Annotated in this window: 12 protein-coding genes; all 12 read right to left on the reverse strand. The window is 43.8% G+C overall.

What is annotated here, in order from left to right:
- Positions 1-64: 64 nt before the first annotated feature.
- The 12 genes from KQI_RS0123560 to KQI_RS0123620 all read right to left on the reverse strand — a co-directional run bounded on the left by KQI_RS0123560 (position 65) and on the right by KQI_RS0123620 (position 17,996).
- Positions 65-412, reverse strand: coding sequence for a hypothetical protein (locus tag KQI_RS0123560; protein ID WP_010349340.1), 348 nt, complete (start codon positions 410-412; stop codon positions 65-67).
- A 65-nt stretch (positions 413-477) separates the two neighbouring features.
- Positions 478-813, reverse strand: a complete 336-nt coding sequence (locus KQI_RS0123565; protein ID WP_010349341.1) for a hypothetical protein — start codon at positions 811-813, stop codon at positions 478-480.
- 40 nt (positions 814-853) lie between these two features.
- Positions 854-1,306: a hypothetical protein gene (locus KQI_RS0123570; protein ID WP_010349342.1), complete on the reverse strand. Its 453-nt coding sequence runs from the start codon at positions 1,304-1,306 to the stop codon at positions 854-856.
- Between the two features lie 158 nt (positions 1,307-1,464).
- Positions 1,465-2,010, reverse strand: a complete 546-nt coding sequence (locus KQI_RS0123575) for a sigma-70 family RNA polymerase sigma factor (RefSeq protein ID WP_010349343.1) — start codon at positions 2,008-2,010, stop codon at positions 1,465-1,467.
- Positions 2,011-2,923: 913 nt separating this feature from the next.
- Positions 2,924-6,928: a DNRLRE domain-containing protein gene (locus KQI_RS0123585; protein ID WP_029390310.1), complete on the reverse strand. Its 4,005-nt coding sequence runs from the start codon at positions 6,926-6,928 to the stop codon at positions 2,924-2,926.
- 36 nt (positions 6,929-6,964) lie between these two features.
- Positions 6,965-9,739, reverse strand: coding sequence for a hypothetical protein (locus KQI_RS0123590; protein WP_010349347.1), 2,775 nt, complete (start codon positions 9,737-9,739; stop codon positions 6,965-6,967).
- Positions 9,724-10,341 carry a hypothetical protein gene (locus KQI_RS0123595; RefSeq protein ID WP_010349349.1) on the reverse strand — a complete coding sequence of 206 codons (618 nt, stop codon included), beginning with the start codon at positions 10,339-10,341 and terminating at the stop codon, positions 9,724-9,726. The genes KQI_RS0123590 and KQI_RS0123595 overlap by 16 nt, the downstream gene beginning before the upstream one ends.
- A gap of 36 nt (positions 10,342-10,377) precedes the next feature.
- Positions 10,378-10,872, reverse strand: a complete 495-nt coding sequence (locus KQI_RS0123600; protein ID WP_010349351.1) for a hypothetical protein — start codon at positions 10,870-10,872, stop codon at positions 10,378-10,380.
- A gap of 259 nt (positions 10,873-11,131) precedes the next feature.
- Positions 11,132-12,352: a hypothetical protein gene (locus tag KQI_RS0123605; RefSeq protein WP_010349352.1), complete on the reverse strand. Its 1,221-nt coding sequence runs from the start codon at positions 12,350-12,352 to the stop codon at positions 11,132-11,134.
- 132 nt (positions 12,353-12,484) lie between these two features.
- Complete coding sequence (locus KQI_RS0123610) at positions 12,485-13,318, reverse strand: hypothetical protein (RefSeq protein WP_010349353.1); 834 nt, start codon at positions 13,316-13,318, stop codon at positions 12,485-12,487.
- Positions 13,319-13,332: 14 nt separating this feature from the next.
- The gene (locus tag KQI_RS0123615; protein ID WP_010349354.1) at positions 13,333-14,418 is read right to left on the reverse strand and encodes a hypothetical protein; all 1,086 of its coding nucleotides are present in this window, start codon (positions 14,416-14,418) and stop codon (positions 13,333-13,335) included.
- Between the two features lie 14 nt (positions 14,419-14,432).
- Positions 14,433-17,996: a hypothetical protein gene (locus tag KQI_RS0123620; RefSeq protein ID WP_010349355.1), complete on the reverse strand. Its 3,564-nt coding sequence runs from the start codon at positions 17,994-17,996 to the stop codon at positions 14,433-14,435.
- Between the last annotated feature and the right edge of the window lie 14 nt (positions 17,997-18,010).

Consider the following 18,010-nt stretch of genomic DNA (forward strand, 5'->3'; position numbering starts at 1 on the left):
ATAATGAATTTCCTTATATATTGATCACGCTCACATTTCACTAGTTGGTCTACCTTTTTAGAATTTATTCATCTAAATAGTTAATGAGATACGTATGGCCGAAATTATCCAAGTATAAAAGATTCTTTGAACGCGCTTGATTCGTTTGCATAGAATCCAATACATACTCATGCTGGGTAAGAAGCTGCTGCTCCATCTCCTGAACCAGAGACATATATTCATTTATTTGTAATTCAAGCAACTGATGACGGGCTGCAAGTTGTCTATTTTGGGAAATTAGGTGATGATTTTTCCTTTTAAGCTCCTTATTCTCTTTAACAACTCTCTGAATCTTGCTAATAATTTGTATAAATTCTAAGGAATCAGCCTCTTCCCCATCTCGCTGATCCATGTTGTTGTTCATATGGTTCATATCATTTCCTCCACAGTTGATTTAGCTGCATTTTAAAATTCATATGGTGATACAATTAACTCTATCTACTGTGTTTCTTCAACATCAGTGTAGTGGTAATTCGTAAAATCCTTGAGATGTATTTCCACCCGATTCAGGTTACAGTCAGGTTCATCTGCTAGCGCTTGTTCCAACTGCTCAAACTTTAGCAGGGTTTTCTTGCTCACCGGTGGCTTATATGCATCTTCGCCTGCGTCGTATCTTGTCCACCATCTTCTTAGAGATTCCAGCGTTATGGTCTGATTAATATAATCCCCACAGTGCTTACACCAAAGAACAAGGGATTGATCACATTCCATCTCTTCAGGAACAAAAGAAGATTCCGCCCCACAGTGGGGGCATTTATTCATATAGCCGATCACGTTCTATAACCTCCCTAGACCACTGCTTTTTTAAACCCTGTCAGATAGAGAATAGATCATAGCTCTGGTCTGTTATACCGTGTAGACGAAGGACAACCTCCGGGTCTGTCAGAAAATAATAGGATGTTTCTATTCTTTTGCGTGCAGCACTTTCCGTGTAAAATTCAAAACGAAATTCTCGCCCTCCCTTTACAGGATGAGCTACTTGAAAATAGAGGCCTTCACTATAATCTTTACAATATACGTGGTTAACAATTATATTTTCATCAACCACTAAGGACCAATAATCAGCAGGTGTAATCTTATCCGCCTTTATTGAAATAGCGAAGAACTCCAGATCATTGGATACTTTAAAGATGTCTGTTACCATCCTTTTACTTTCTAAAACCCTCAAGCCATCTATATCAATTCTTCGGCTTGCTATGCAGGGCTTAGTTTTGGTAGGATAGAAAGGTGGATCTAATCTTCCGCCAACGATATAGCGACTCAGCATGTAAACTACCTTCTTTTCTAACAATTTTCATTAAATTTTCAGAATCGTTCACTTGCAATGCCTCTGTCAGATATGTATACTAAGTAATGTATAGTAAGGGGCAGTGCGTAGTGCCTTTCTATTCTCTTTTGGATTTGATTTTTTCTGATAGTGGTATATCAGATTATTTCGTTTTCAAGCTCTGTTTTATAAAGTTCTCTTAGTTTTTTTACGGCTCGACAAGCATGGGATTTATGAATATCAAGATAATGGGCGATTTCCGTAGGTTTCATATCCATTCCTTCTTCAGTGAATAACATGAAATTTAAGATTCGTTGCTCCTGTTTCGTGAATCTGTTACGGTTGCTTAGATAGTCTACTTTTACATCTGTTAATTTAAATCCGTAATCATTCACTTGAACCGAGTAATAATTGGCCATTGAGTCTTCTTCATCTATGCCATCGCAAAAGTTAACGATTGTACTGTATTGTGTAATTTTACGTTTTTTTTTACGATAATAATCAACTACAGAGCGCTTAATAACCGTATGTGAAAAAGTAAATATATCCTTTTTGATTTTCCCTTTTTGGATTGCTGTCAGAATTTGAACAATAGAATCCTGTTTCACATCCTCTCGATCCTCCTCGTTAACACCACGAAGTATAAAGTTAAAAATATGATTCAAGGCATCTGGGTTAAATGAGTTTACATTTGTCGTTATCATTGCGGCTCTCCTATTTTATATTTTATTTTAGTTCAATAGGTTCAATTCACTCTTTCCCCTCTCTAAAATGTGTATTACGACTCCTTTCTGAATTTCAGCATTCGGCAATTAGTTTCCACTTTTTTCTTTATTTTACCCTATTCTCTTTTAATACGTAATACATTTGAATCAGTTCCAATTACCTAATTAATATATAATTTTTAGGATTCTACTTTAATAGTCGTGGTATCTATTAAAAGAGTTGCAATTAATCTATTATTTTTCAAAAATACGAACTCATGTTCTCATTTTAATAGGTATATATAACCTTGTCAATTCCTAGAATTGGTTGATGTTATTTCAATTGGTTATATTGTTCTACTTTTCTTTGTGTATATAACCTTTTGAAGTAAGTCTTTTGAATCATAAGAAACGTTTCATGTTTCACAAGACCTGTTTCAACATTTAATTAGATACTGAGGAGATATTTGGATATAGCTCTCTATTTCCAGCTGCCAACTTAAAAATCTATTCCCTATCCACCTTCAAGTCTGGCTACCAATGCCTCTACCTTTGCATTCAAGGATCTGTTTTCTGCGAGCAAGCTTAAATTTTCAGCCTGAAGCACAGCTACCTCTTCACTTAAGCGATGAATCTCCTCCCTATGACTTGACAAGGCATCCATTAAAGTAACCCGGAAAGCCTGCTCATCTTTGGACAATAGCTCTCGATCTGTAACCTTATTATTACTACGACCGCTGGCGTAGCCGATGACTCCTGAAATGGCTGTACCGATGACTCCAATAACTGCGGTTATTATATTTATATCCAGCTCACATCACCTACCTGTTGTCTATTTTCTTCTCCGTCAGGATCAATATAAGTAAAAATCAGTAAAGATTAACCCCTACTACGGATAGCAGGGGTTAATTTTTTACATGATATAGCAGTATCCATATTCGGTAGCCACATCTATACTTGCTGCTACATCGTCATAAATCTGAATCTGTATAGCTCCAGATAGCAAGGATTTTTGCCATACGGAAATATGACCTTTCATTATAGATCTTTTCCAAATATCCATGGAGCCGTGAAGATCATTTTGTCGATGCTGTCTGATCACCACTGAGCCAGTAACAACGGATTTCTCCCACACATTCATACCACTTTGTAAGCTTTTCTGTGCTGTCCTTCTCACAATAAGATAGCCTGTGATATGACTATGTTCCCGAATCCCTAAATCTGCTGGAAGCTCTGTTTGCTCTGAATGTCGAACGATAACGTGACTGTATTTATCATATGCAGCGTCCCGTCTAATCCCCACTTCAGAATTCAGATCATGGTGTTCTATAACACGAACCGATAGCTCGGTATCCCAATCCTGCTGTTCGGAAAGACGCACCGAGATTCGAAACCATCGATCGGATTCACGACTTTTCCGTGCACTGATCCTGCCTTTAAGTTCAGATTTCTCCCAAGTTTTTACGTAAAGCTCACTTAAGATATTGTCCAAATGACTACGTCTGATTCGCAGATGAGAAGGCTGATCCGTATGACCATCCACTCTAACCTTTATGTTAGAGCCTAAATTGCCAGATCTTACTCCTACTGCAATTTCCAGATCAGAAATGAGCTTAACTCGTACTGTAATCCGTGACCGCATATCCATTCTTTGATGGTACGGGATGGATATTGAGCTCCATAAATTTCCCGAAAGTACGGTGAGGCTTGAAGGCACATCTTTTTTCGGCCAAATCGCTATACTTGATCTCAAAGAGGCATTCTGCGGTATCGTGATCGTTGAAGGTAGCCCGGAATGTGCTCTTGTTCTAATAGACAAATCGGACATGAACTGACTACTAAAAACAATTTGAAGCCTGCCGTAAAAATCAGGATTGTGGATATTCATATCTGCTGGCATATCTTGTCTATCAAGTATATGCCCCTCCACCATCAGATCCGCCTCACGAGATCTACGGACTGAAATAGAGCTTCTCTTTACTACTCCCTGGAAGACGGTTATGCTCCCCAATATATTAGGGATACTCAGCTCCATACCAGAAGTGATATCCTGATGCGCTGTCCTTCTTACACGGATCGACCCAAGCGTTTCCTTACGGTTGACAAGAATCGTTGCCGAAAGTTCGGGAAACGGAGCTGCCCAGCGGGCAACGCTCAGCCTGGAATCCATGTTCTCCCTGTAATAGACATATAGATTGGAAGGTATTATTTTCCTGTTTACCCATAGGGCGCTGTCTATTGAACGCTCACGTGCAACAGCAACAACAAGCTGAGCCTCTAAAGAATGATTATTCTTACGCCGAACGGACACTTTACCGTTTAAGTTAGGTACCGTCACTGTAATATCGGCCAAGATCTCCCTTTGGTTATGGACACACAGGCTTCCCTTCCAAACTGTTGCCCCATAGGACTGTTTAATGCGTAACGAGCCTTTAAGCTGCGACCCCTTGCTTACACGAGTGGTAAGGCCACCCTCTATACTATTTCTGCCTAAACTATAGATACGAGTATCATAGTAGTTAATCACTAATATAGGACGATACGACTTTTGCTCCTTGGTGAAAAAACGAATACTTCCATGTTCAAATTCATCCAGAGCTTTAAAGATATATCCAAAATTCGGCCTTTTTCCTTCATACCATGCACGAATGGAATCCGTCACATCGAAAGAAATGTACCCTGAATCTCCACCTACATCCTGAACGATGTTTATACCGTTATAGGTTGAATCCGGGTTGCTAAAGCCAAATGGAAACGGTTGGTTTTGCCATGTAACACCATATTCTGCCCATTCCCTGGATGCTTCAATAAGCTGTATCCCCTTCAGGGGGACGTTGCGACCATCGAAATACACCTTGAGCTCGGCAGATTTAATCGTCGTATTTTTCTCGGGAATAGAAGCAGTATTCAAATCAAAACCAACATAAGATCGGTATCTCTCCTGCGCCGAGGCAGAATATCCGACATACATTTGTTCCTCAACCCCATAGTTTAATCTGGGTTGAGACTCACGAACAAAAGCATCTTTATTAGCATAAATGCTCGTCGTGTACGTAGGAGGCTCAATAACATCATATCTGCCTTTCATCCAGGTATAAGGTGCAACTCCTATAGATGAGGCCATATTCGAAACTTCCCGAACCGTCATTGCAGATGGGAGATCATCATAACTTCGGGAAGTTATCCGGTATCTGCCGGTAGACTGGGTACAAGATGAAATAGATAAGAATGAAGGTAGATTCTCCGTTTTCTTAATTTGCAGACTAGAATCTAAATCTGTAACATGACGCTTATGAATATGGTAGTGCCCCATGATTCGGGTATGAGTGCCTATCTGAATGCTACTGTGTAGTTTGGATTTATTGGGTACCGTTAGGAGGGAAGTTAAATCTCCAGCCCCAAGTGGCCCTATCCCATATTTCACGACCAGATGAGTATGCGTTCGTACAGACAATGATGAATTAACTTGATCAATAGACTTAATTTGCAGGTTGGAGCTGAGATTAGCAGACTCAATTCTCCGTACCTGATACCTTCCACTGCCGTTTGCTTGAGTGTTGATTTTCAAGCTACTGACAAGATCATTTGGCTGTTTGACCTCTATTACAGCTTTGAGGTTTTGCTCCTGAACGGCATGAATCTGATAATGAGCAGCTAATATCGTATTTACTTTTACCGATATCCAGGAAGGTAATCCCTGCTGCACAACACTCAGGCTGGATCGCAAATCATCCGGTACGAGCCGCTTCACATCGTACCTGACTATGGCAGTAGCTGTTGAATTAACACTTAGCATAGCAGTGAGATTATCGGACACCGTAACTGCCAGCCTGCCTTGAACATCACTGTAATCCGCAGGCAGGACATCATAACGAGCCTTTACTTTCGTTTTCCCCGATGCACTGATACCCAGCACAGCTGCAAGGTTATCCGCTGTCTTTACTTCAATAGCACTCTGTATATCATCCTGATCCACGGGATGGATCGCATAGTGCGCTGTTACGGAAACATGAGTATTGATACGCATATTACTGACTACATCAATAGGCCTTCTAACTACTATATGTGAAGACATGTCAGCCATGTCGGCAGGAATAATGGTCTGCTTCCCTTGAGCTCCCGTTCTAATTCCCACTTGCAGGGATGCTGTGAGATTCTGCCTTTCTGGTACGCTCGCGTGAATGCGCATGTCAGAATGACTTACCCCCAAAAGGTAACCAGCCATATAGTTTTCAACGATTTCATCCATAGTTAGCGCAACATTGTACAATCGTACAACGGGAATATAGCCGCGAAAACCTTGGCTATTTTCTGTATTCTGCTTGCCAATAAAAAGTCCATTGGGCCGTTGGCTATGTTCAGCGACTTCAGCCCGCACAATTCCCTGAGGAGCGCCATTTAGAAAAGTAGCTAGATTGCCTGTAATTTCGTCATATGCGCCAACAATATGATACCATTGATTTCGGGGTAATCTGCCTAAGTTGGCATACGCTTTGCTCGTGCTGGTCGCAATCTGAAGCTCCAATTCCCCTGTAGGATTAAACTTGACCGAGATGCCCTGGGTATCGTTCCCTTCAGTATTGTCCAGTTGTCCCCCGGAGGACAAAACAACGTTGCCCCCGATATAATATATCCACACCTCAAAGGTAACGCTGGTGATCGGCTTAGAGGTGTCCGTGCCTGCACATTGGATATATTGACTCGTCCCGTTAAAAAACAGGGCATAGGGCTGGATGGGAGTGTTTTTTCCTACCCAGCCATCATTTTTCGTAAATTGGAAGCCGTTCAGTATGCCGTGATTTCCTTTACCACTCAAATCATGCCATTGCGAAGTGGGTTTTGAGTTGGAGCCAAACTCCAAACCTTGATCTGCAAGGGAAGCGTGAAGGGAAAGGATTAATCCTCTCTTACTAAACATCAACATCACGCCCTATTCCATTGTATTGGAACATCATTACATGGGGCTTGCTTTCGCCCTTAGATCAAACGTTCCACCCGTCTTCACTGCAATATCCGACTTGATTCGGACATAGAATTTTTCCGCGCTGCCCTTGGCCAAGGTGCCGTTAAAGGCTAGTTCCTTAGCAGGTAAAAACGGAGTATCTGACATGCTTAAATCAATTTCCATCCCTTTGGCTACCGTCGCACTATCCACCCATGCTTTGAGTTGATCCACCGGGAATTCAGCATTATTTTGCAACCATACTGGTTTGGGAGAAGAGGTTTGGCTTGCGACTAATGTACCGAACTCCAGATAACGCAGCCGCTCCCCTGCATTATCCGTATAGTATTTACCAAATTCATTACGGAAGCCGAGCAACGGCAGATCAAGAGGCAGGAGCTTCCTTAATGCGGGATAACCATCGTTATATTTTGGGTCCATGACCCAAATGTCGTCAAAATTCCAGGCCGCATTGGAATAGGTTCCCCTGTACTTCATTTCACGGGTGGTCAAGCCTGATCCCCCTGTGCCAGAAGTAGTCTTATACAATTCCTTATCAAAGTAATTATTTGAAAAGGATCCACTCCCCGTATAAATAAATCCATTCAAACCGGATGAAGCAAATGCCTTGCCCAACGCGAGGCATCGTCTTATCGTAAGGGTAGTCGTATTTCCGCCAAATCCACCTACTGTTACTCCATTTAACTTCGCATCTGTCCAGCAATCCTCCAATATAGAAGAACCATTACCGTAACCTAAAAATCCCCCCAGGTAGTTACCGGTACTCTCACCTTTACCAGAAGCAAAGCATCTGCGTATAATTCCATTTCCAGCTAAATAGCCTGCAAACACTCCAGTGTAGTCTACTCCTACAACAGTTGTATTTGCACTACAATCCTCCACGATTCCATCCGTAGTTACTTGTCCTACCAACCCAGCTCCATGACTTCCTTTACTTGTAATTTTGCAATAAGAAAATGTATCGGTATGGCAATTGCTAATGGTAGCTTGGGAAAGCTGGCCTGCGAATGCTGTTGTATAATGAAACCCTGTAATATTACAATCAATAATATCCAGATTTTTGATCCATCCGCCCATCATGTAGCCAAACAGACTTACATAATGCTCATTAGGGCGATAGATGAATAAGTTGGCAACACAGCGACCTCCACCATCAACATATCCTTTGAAGTATGCTTCTTTACCCGTTAGATTAAAGCCAATGGGGTAAAATCCGCTATTATCCTGGAATTGTGTCATTTTAATATCATCTTCAAATTTGAAATAGAATCCATTGCGGAACCAACGCATTTGAGAAAGATCAAACTCGGTTAGAACAATGAAAGGATCCTCCTTGGTGCCTGTCCCGCTTGGGTATCGAATGAATTGACGATGCTCAGGATATCCTCCATTGTAATCCTCGATCATATACCAATAGTTATCAAAATCCCAATTTTCAAATGTGGAGGCAGTCTTTAATTCCGACGTAGATTTTCCAACACCCGCTGCACTGGTTGGAATTCCCGAGGTTTCTATATCCCAGTAGCAATTTGTTATTGCAGAAGAATTGTTAGCGCCTATAAAGCCTCCAATGTTGCTTCTTTCCCGAGCTAATGTGATATCCTCAACTTTACCGGTAGAGTAACAATATGCAATTGACATACTGCCGCTGTAATGATTTACATTTCCAATGAGCCCTCCTGCAATATTACCTGCTGATCGAACGTTACACTTATAATTAAATGAATAATAAATGGTTGAGCTGCCTGAATAATTGCGGGGGTCTTGATATATGTTACCGATTAGTCCACCAACATACCCACCCTGACCTTCTACTATACCTGAGATAATGTTACAGTTATACACTGAAGTATTGAATGAAGCACCTATTAAAGCCCCTGTATATGCCTTTTTATTATTGATGCTAGGGTCAATCAATCTTACATTACGTATTGTGGCAGATCTGGTATACCCAAATAAACCAACATAATTTTTGTCCTGATTCATGTACAAGCTTTTTATAGCGTAACCATTACCATCATACACACCTGAAAATATAGAACTGTCGGAACTTATCGGCGTAAACCCCTCTCCACTCTGAAATCTCCCCATGACAATATCCCGATCCTGCATATACCAGGCCCCGAGATTCTTACGCACACCATCCAAATCCTGTTCGGTAGAAACAATATAAGGATTTGCCTGTGTTCCGCCACCACCGGAAAAATGATCCACATAAATATAGGTCTGACCCTCTATCTTTTCGTAATAGGGTCTTACGCCGCCCGTCTCTTCCTTCGTCTTCACGTAGGTCAGCTCGGCAATACCGTCTTCATCCGCATCACTTACGACATATACATCCGAATAATCGTCATAGGGTAAAATAATCGTTCCACTCAGCTTGGAGGCTCCATGCACATAAGCAAATTCACGGCCAAATGGAATCTGTTCACGGGTTTCCGCATCCAATACATGCTGCACCCGGTCTCTGCCCACGATGTCGATTCCCGTCGGATCGACGGTATCCAAAATAATCGTGGATGCTATTTTATTTTCATAAAAGGAATCAGCTAATTGCTTATATTCTTGATACAGCTGCTCTTCCTCAGGTGTTAATGTATAATTATCGTCCAGATTTTTTGCCTGCAGCTCTTCAAATTCTTCTTGGATGTTCTCCCAGCCGTTTGGAGTAAGGACCTCTACAGGATAAGGATATATACTGAATACTGACTTTTTATTGATTTTATCCACTTCAATCGTATAATTACGAATTACTGAACCAGCCAATTCAATTCACCTCCGATATCGGGTTTTAATGGAGCACTGAATTCCTGTGTAACCAAGCCGTTTACCTTGACCTGTAATTTGCCATTCAGTTCCGTATTGGACACTAGTCTCAATGCCATATGAACGGGTGCGTTGAATGGAATCTTACAGATCGCTTTGACATGAAATTCAACCTGGTCAAACAAGAGTGCCGCCTTATATCCAAAATTAAATTGGGTAATCGTACTGCTCATTACCCCTTTTTCTCCTGCCGCAGCAGGGCTGTAGTTGGGTAACCCGGATGCCTCCGCATCCTTATATGCAATAATATCTCTATAGGATTGAAACACATTACCTGTCAGGTGATAGTCTTTGTCCGGCGTTGAATATACCAACTCCACCATCCTGCCAGCCAGTTTGAAAATACCGTCACTTTCAAAGAAGAAGGTCTGACCATGCCCAACCATGCCAAAGCGGATCAATTTATCTCTTTGAATGGCATAAAAGCTGTTTTCTGCCTGCGTGACAAAATCATACTCAGAAAGGTGAGTACCGTCCGCGTACTCACCTAGCCAAATAAAATCCTGTGACACAGGAGAATATCCGTTACATTGTGCAAACATAGATATTCTTCCTCCCATTGTATTGGATATGCGTTGTTAGACGTACTGATAGGCCACACGCGTCAGAAAGTTGACATTACCTGCCGTGGCCGTAGCCGGAACGCTTGCTTGTAGTGTCACCTGTGTGTAGTTGCCTTTGGAATTTCCTACGGAGCCATCGTTGATAACGCCCAGAATTTCCTTGTTTCCCGGCGAAAAGGTTCCCTTGGAATTGACCGTATTCCCGCCAGCTTGAATGACTTTCGTTGCTGTCCCGCCAATTGAAGTAAAGCTGGATTCCCCCATACTATCTACACGTACCTGAATCCATGTATTCAGGACCAACTCACCACTATCTCCTCCCGAGCTATCCTTGGTCGTAATGGTACAATTGGTCATGGTTGAAAAATCGTTATTTGCATTCCCACGGTTGTTCCAAATAAGCACACCCAAAGATGGGGAAGAAGATCCCGCGTCTATCGTCCCGATCTCCCATTTTGACAATGTTGTTACGTTGTCCGTTTTAAGCCATGATACTGCTGGTGCTGGCATGTTTTTTCCTCCTTCATTTTAGAAAAGATAAAATAAAACCCTTCGCCACATTCTTCATGGCATACTCAATATAAGTAACTTGCAATGAAAACTAACATTCTGCGGAAATAAAACCTACAAAATTCTTTAGAGGTGGACATAAGTACACCCCTTAGATGCTGAGAATGAGCATGCACTCGTTCAACGCTTCCAAGGGGTGCTGCTATAACTGATATAAAGAGCTATTTTTCGAGAAAATAGGATTAAAATTGCTTATTGCTTATTCAGCCTTTTGGTACTGAATGAACAGAACATCCGGTACATTTTCGACAACCTTCAACGTATCCGGCGTAAAGTTAAAGCCTGTAATCAATCCACCTTCATCCTTGATATAGGTAAAGTTAATACCTGGTGTTTGGAGCTGCCCGTTGATGGCCAGGCGTACCGTTTTATCTTTGGCTTTTCCCTTTTTTAGCGTGTACTCCGTCTCGCCTCCAGCTGCTTCAAATACCTCTTCTTCAGCCGCCGCTTCGATCGTGCCCACTTTCACACTCAATGCTTTGAACGCAGCATCCGCCGCCTTCTCCAAATCAAGAATACGACCTTCTGCATTGCCAAAAGCCCCTGCTTTGAAATAGCCGCTGGCGGAATCCGCATCCCGATCACTGATCCCATTCATCAAATCCTCAGAAGATTTCAAGCGCTTTGCTACATTGCTGAGAGCAGCTTGTAAAGTCACTCCGCTATAGTTGGAATCTGTTGCAACCCCGATCAATTGTGCACCTGTAGCAGAAGCCAACCGATCCTGGATCGCCTGATCTGCGTCTTTGCGATCTTGTACCTCCTGGCTAATCTGGCCTTGAATTGAAACTCCCAGATTCGAATTACCATCATTGTCTAGCGTGCCTGCCGAGCCATACACATCCTTCATCAGCTGAACCAGATTCATATAGGCTTTGGCATCGGTGGCTCCTTCCACGAATCCGCTACCGCCTTGAATGATTGCATCAGGAGGAATGACAGACAAATTCGTACGAATCACAAAACGATAATCAATCTTGTCCGCTTTTGCAGCAAATGTGTACGGCTGCTCTTTGCCCCCTTCTACACTATAAAATTTCAGAAGATAACTGCCTTTACTTTCTTCAAGACGACCGTAGACCACGTCAGAATCGCTGTCTCCGATCGGGCTGTCTGTACCTGCGGCGCGAAGCTGCACCTTTTCGGTCAGCACGACACCTTCCACTTTATCTCCGGTCGAGACGGTTCTTGTGCCGATATCGCCCGATACATCCAGTTGTGTGCTGCCGGCAACCGCTTTTTCATTCACCTGTACAAATACATCAATCTTAGTGTCCTCCAAAATTTCACGGTGATTATGAAACTGGAGATCAATGTACTTCTCTGCAATCTTATTAGCTTCATCAAAATGTTGATCCCGCAACAGTTTGTTGTTCAACTGCTCACCACGGAATCTGGCAATACCTCTCGTTCCTGCCATAACTCATCTCTCCTTGTCGGGATTTTGCAAAATCCTCTTTTATGTTTTGTTACGAATGCAATATAAGTTTTCTTTATGCCTTCCTATCCGATATTGTAGTAATATTTTGTTGTAAATAATTTATTTTCCACCCTATATAATAACGACGATTTCCAGCGTCAAGCCTTTTAATCCTTCACCTACCGCATGAGTGTTAATACGAAAATGATCGTTCTTGTGAATGATAGGATCAGAAAGAATATAAGGTAAAGGACTCATATTGCTTGATTTTTCACCTGCCTGAATGGTCAGGTTGCGGCTGAAAATATTAGTCCAGCCCGGTATCGTTTCATAGTCGAACTGTGAGCATTTTTCAATGGAAAATTCACTTTTACTCGTCCCGTATACTCCGCAGGAGGCATATATTTCTTTGATCTTCCCTTCAAACGGGAATCTCATTTCATATTTGCAGGGCCCTAGCGGAACCCGTTCCAGCACAAATACCATCGTTTTGGCCTCTGCCCGTTCCTGAATATAATCCAGCCTGTCATCCAACTGGTGAAACTGAACATCACGCTCCGTGTATTTACGGGCCGAGACGATCTCCTCCTCCAGCCTTTTGAACCGGAGATCATCAATACCGCTTCCGCCCCCCTGACGATACTCGGGCTTCCAGGTACGGATGTATATTTCATCACCAACCACGAGCGGGATGTCCTCTCCTGCCAGTGGGTGCTCCTGCGGATAAGTACCCAAATCAAGGCGAATCGTGTTTTCATCTACTTCCTCATACCCGCCCTGAGCCAGCAAATGCTGCCCATTCAAATATACATCCAGCATCCTTGTACCCAATATATAAGGATGTGTCAGACGGATGTACAAGTCTTTATGCTGGTCCAGGTAGGCCTGATCCACAACAATCTCCTGCTCGTCCCAATAGATGATTTCATTTCCATATCTGCGCAACATCATTTTCGTACCTGCCAAAATCCAACACCTCCTTATATATGAGTAATATCCAAAATAAAATGAAGGGGCTTGATGCCAAAGTGCTCATTTTTGCGCTCTACCTTCATCCAGAATTTCATCCTGCCTTCGGGTGGCAGAGTCCCCATAGGGAGCTGCTGCATATAATCCCCTTGCGGATGGTCCATTCCATCATCATGGCTCAAGTCCGCCCACTCATAACCAAATTCCTCCAGATATTTCAGTATCCCCATCGTAATTTGCTCAGCCTTCTTATTTTTCGAGGGATTATATAGCTCCAATTGCACCTGAATGGTATTGTCATACATCGTGCCTAAGTAGGTTTCCCCGCTTAAGCTAAGCTCTTTATCTTTCCACAGCACGCGAAGATCAGTACCATACAGATACAAATCACCACCGTACATATCCATAGCGCCAAGGCTGGATAAAAGAACTCCATTTTCATCATAGACTCTCAGCATTCCGCTAAAGGGCACCGTCGGAAGCTCCAACTGCACCCCTGTCCACGTAGGCTCTACTTTGGAGGAAGCGACGGTATATCCATCGGGATCGCATAAAAATACGGAATAGCCTTCCGGCAAATTTCCCAGCGTTATTTTGTTGCTTTTGCATAGCACAAGCCTGTCTAAACCGAGGTTCTCGTATTCATCACGTTGTGGATTTTTTAAGAGGACACCTATTTTTTCAGCTACCAGATCAGCCGAGTCAAATAGCTCCCACCCCAATCCGCGATTGGCATAAAAGGTCCATCGGTTCCCCTTCTTCTCTGCCCGCCATCGACTATACTCCCGAGTTGTCGTGTCCCTACTCTCCAGGAATTCCAGCCGATGGTAGCCATCCTGCCAGATGACAATCCCGCCCTCGTCGCCGTATGCAATAGGAACATAGTCAGCAGTCACTTCTAACAGCAGGGTAGGCTCATCCTTAGGTGCATCAAACAAAAGCATGGTTTCCTGCTCTGTGTGGGACATGATTAACTGCTGCAAGCCTGTATCCAAAGTACAAGCCGTTGTCGGAGATAATTGGTAGCGGGAGTGGATTTCTCCACTTTGAAATGTGTCATCAAAAATCAATCCACTCCATTTCTTGTAGATCCCCATGAGATTTCTATCACCTACCTTGTCTTCTTCCAGTTCCAGATGTTCCAAGAAGCGATCTTGCCCATAATCATCCATATTTTTCGTTTAGGCATGACCGGTATCGATTGATTCGTAGCTTCGGATGGGGCCTCAATCACTGTCTTCAAGATTTTATGACGCTTGGCCGACTCTGGAGCTTCGATACGAACAGCAGCTGTTTTTTTCAAACGAATACCATCTTCTGCATCTGTAATCTGTGTCTTTATTACCTTTCTCTTTCTGGCAGCTTGTTGGTGCTCAGCCTCAATACGGGTAGACATAACCTTCTTCTTGCGAGTACCTTCAGATATAGCATGTAGCTCAGTTTCTTCTATTTTAAAAACAGGCTCTGCAGCTGTATGAGCAGGTATCACTGCTGGTAGCGTTTTTTCGATGGCTTGGCCTTGCTCCAGCTCCTGCATATCCACCATGCTGCTGATATCTCCTGGCTGGGCAGTTTCAAGACCATCTCTGACACCGATGTATTCCTTCTCCTCACCACTGGCACGTTCCTGATGAATCCATATTGCTTCAAGCACATTTTCAACCTGGCTACCTGTTCCATTCGTCTGCTCAACCACAGTCTCATTCGTTCTCATAATGCTGTCCGCCCGGTCGATCTGATCAATAATCGTCTCCTGAACGGATTCCATAGAGACTGCTTGATCTCCATCAAGGAGAATAGCATCGGAGACCTGATTATGCTCCTGATTGTCAGCGTAAGTACCGCTACTGATAACGCCCTCCTGAATATCTGGACAGACAAGCGCGTGCTCTGATGAAGTAACGTCAGCTTCTTTCGTCAGTTCTAAAAGCTCACCAGTTGTGACCTCAGACCGCTCGGCTTCCAAGCTTACGATGCTTACACGTTCCGATGGAGTCAGCGTGACTTCCTCGGCCTCCAGACTTTCTATACTTGTCCGCTCTGCTGGAACCAACGCCACTTTCTCGGCTTCCAATTCGCCAATATACTGTGCGCTTTCCAGTGGTCCTGATTCCGCTGCATCCAAATTCCCAGTGCTCATGGCTGCTCTTTCCAAATGACTATATTCACCATCCAGAAGGGACCCAGAAAGAATTCCCTGCTCCATGGACTCTGTAACACCTGTAGTGCTGGAGAAGGTTCTGCCTGTTTCCATATCCTGTGTTATGGCATTCGTACTCTCCGAGCTCATAAATGCTTTATCCAACGCCTCGATTTCAGCTTCGGCAGACATATGTCTTTCTGCATCTCCCCCCATCGCATGATATGCACCTTCATAGGAAGAGAAGGAGTTACCCGATTCGAAGTTGATAAGCAGCCCTTCTTTAGCGGAAGACCTGCTTCCTTGCTCAGCGCTTGCTTGCAGCGCCCCTTCGGAATGCTCGATATTGGCCTGATCCGAACGAATCTGGACAGCTTCCAGCGAACCACTGGCCAATGACGTTTCCAGCTGATGAATGACGCTATCTGTAATTTGATGAATCGAAGTCTGGGTTGTCCCTTCCTGCACAGCCTCTGCCACAATATTTTCAATCCCTGCTTCAATCAGTTCCATCGCCTGCTCACCATACATAATCCGAAGCATTCGAGCCATCTTGCTGATTTCAGGAGAATCTGCAATGATTTCTCTCAAAACATCGGCTGCAAGCAACTCTTCATACTGCCCCTCGAGCTCCAATCCATTTAAACGTGCAGAACCAAGGTCGTCCAACTCTCCTTCTTGGCTGACGAGTACCCGCTCTCCACGCTGAGATTCATCTAACGTTGCATGATGCTCAGGGATCCCAGAACTTAGATACTCATTGTCGGCATCTGCCGAGGAGTGGATGGAGGCTGTAATGCTTTGCTCCTCTGGCACCACTTTAGAGTCGTCGCAGGTTGAAGCTACTCTATATTGATCTGGACTGGCAGGACAGACTTGTTCACTATTGCGGCTAGCCACACTCATGGGTTCATTCAAACTGTTCCCGCTTGAGGATGCGAGACCGCTAGTAACCGTTTCAGTCTGTACACCTATCGTCCTGTCAGAGAATTCCATGCTTCCTACTATTGAATGACCTTGAATCCCTTCCAGTGAGCCGCCGTTTGAAGTCTCCTGCATTCGATGAATTACACTTTCAATCGAGCTTGGTGCAGCTGGTACATCAACGTGCTGCAAGCCTTCTGGCAGGATATTTTCCATTCCCGCTTCGCCCATCTCTGTCGCGTACTCGCCATATACAGAGCGGATTCCTTCAGATAACGTACCCATCTCGGGCGACCCGGTGATTGATCCCATCGTTGGATCTGCTGTAATGGACGACGTGTTCTCCGGTTGTATAGAAAATATGCCATGCTCCGCCTCCAACATGCCCTGGGACTCCGTAGCATCTGGAAGATATATACGATTACCTGTCGCGGACTCATGAATCATCATGAACTTGTCCTGTTTCAACTCCGTTGCGCGCATTCGTTCATGCCCGGCACCAGTGCCAGAACGCATCGATGCAGCAGTGCTTTGTTCGTTGGTGGAATCCTTAAATTGGCGCTGTTCGACAAGCATCTGCCAATCTATGAAGGCATCCACGTTTTTGTCCGACTTTGCCATACGAGCTTCCACGGGAGCATGATCATTCTTGGCTCTAGCCTCTGTCTCCAGTAAATCATTAGGCGTAGTTCCTACTGCCTGCTCAAGCTTTCCGGCTTTGGTTAAAGCGTTGATTTCGTCCGAATCCAAAATCTGTTCCTTCACACTAGGCCGTGATGTCTCGATCAGTGCATCCCGAATATCGGTTCGATGGGGCAACGCTTCAGCTGCTGGCTGGAATATAGATTCCATCGCCAACCCCTCAGCCGCGACTGGCAGTTCTACCACCGTTGCACGATCCTGAAATATCTGTTGAATAACCGTCTGTTGTTCAGCGGTATCTCCCTGTTTCACTGTTTCTCCGTGAATTGCAGACTCAGAAGAAGGCGATCCGTTACCCTGACGCTGCTCGGATACAGAGCCTGCATCAAGAAGCCCCTCGTAGGCAGGCACAACATTTGCGAATTCATAGGCATCATTTGAAGTCTCTGCCTGTGGCCTCATTTGGGAAATAGCATCTTTCTCCTGCACCGCATTAACAATAAAATCAGCCTGAACGGACTTCTGCCGATCTCCCTGCTGTATAGAATCTGCATATTCCATGGAATGGATCTTGCCGCCCATTTTCCAACGAGCCTCTGGCGTGGTGGAACGTGAAGGCCGCTGTGCCTTCTGTCTGATTTCTCCTCTAAAATGCCTGTGAATATCGGATAAGTAAGATACAATCGTCGAGTGAACGGCTTCCACGGTTTGACCCTCGAATTCACCAGCAATCGCTGCCTCTTTCCAATCTCTCCCGAATAAACTTGTAGCGGAATATGGAGCTTTGGATGCATTCTTTAACGTATCCTGCCTCAGCGTTCGGTACGTACTATTCACAGGAGCAGACAGATGGTAACGCGTATCCCGCTGTGTATCCAAGATCATGTCTGTACCAAATGCCAGTTCATAGCCCTTTTTAGAAAAAAGGGCGGTGATACTGATCAGGTAAGATTTTTTACCGTCCAGCATGTCACCGCCGACCT

It is taken from the genome of Paenibacillus peoriae KCTC 3763 (genome assembly GCF_000236805.1).
GTDB classification, from domain to species: Bacteria; Bacillota; Bacilli; order Paenibacillales; family Paenibacillaceae; genus Paenibacillus; species Paenibacillus peoriae.

Coding starts and splice junctions, on each gene's coding strand:
- KQI_RS0123615 (WP_010349354.1), bottom strand. CDS start 14,418: ATGGGGATCTACAAGAAATGGAGTGGATTGATTTTTGATGACACATTT.
- KQI_RS0123605 (WP_010349352.1), bottom strand. CDS start 12,352: ATGGCAGGAACGAGAGGTATTGCCAGATTCCGTGGTGAGCAGTTGAAC.
- KQI_RS0123595 (WP_010349349.1), bottom strand. CDS start 10,341: ATGTTTGCACAATGTAACGGATATTCTCCTGTGTCACAGGATTTTATT.
- KQI_RS0123575 (WP_010349343.1), bottom strand. CDS start 2,010: ATGATAACGACAAATGTAAACTCATTTAACCCAGATGCCTTGAATCAT.
- KQI_RS0123570 (WP_010349342.1), bottom strand. CDS start 1,306: ATGCTGAGTCGCTATATCGTTGGCGGAAGATTAGATCCACCTTTCTAT.
- KQI_RS0123560 (WP_010349340.1), bottom strand. CDS start 412: ATGAACCATATGAACAACAACATGGATCAGCGAGATGGGGAAGAGGCT.
- KQI_RS0123620 (WP_010349355.1), bottom strand. CDS start 17,996: ATGCTGGACGGTAAAAAATCTTACCTGATCAGTATCACCGCCCTTTTT.
- KQI_RS0123600 (WP_010349351.1), bottom strand. CDS start 10,872: ATGCCAGCACCAGCAGTATCATGGCTTAAAACGGACAACGTAACAACA.
- KQI_RS0123585 (WP_029390310.1), bottom strand. CDS start 6,928: ATGTTTAGTAAGAGAGGATTAATCCTTTCCCTTCACGCTTCCCTTGCA.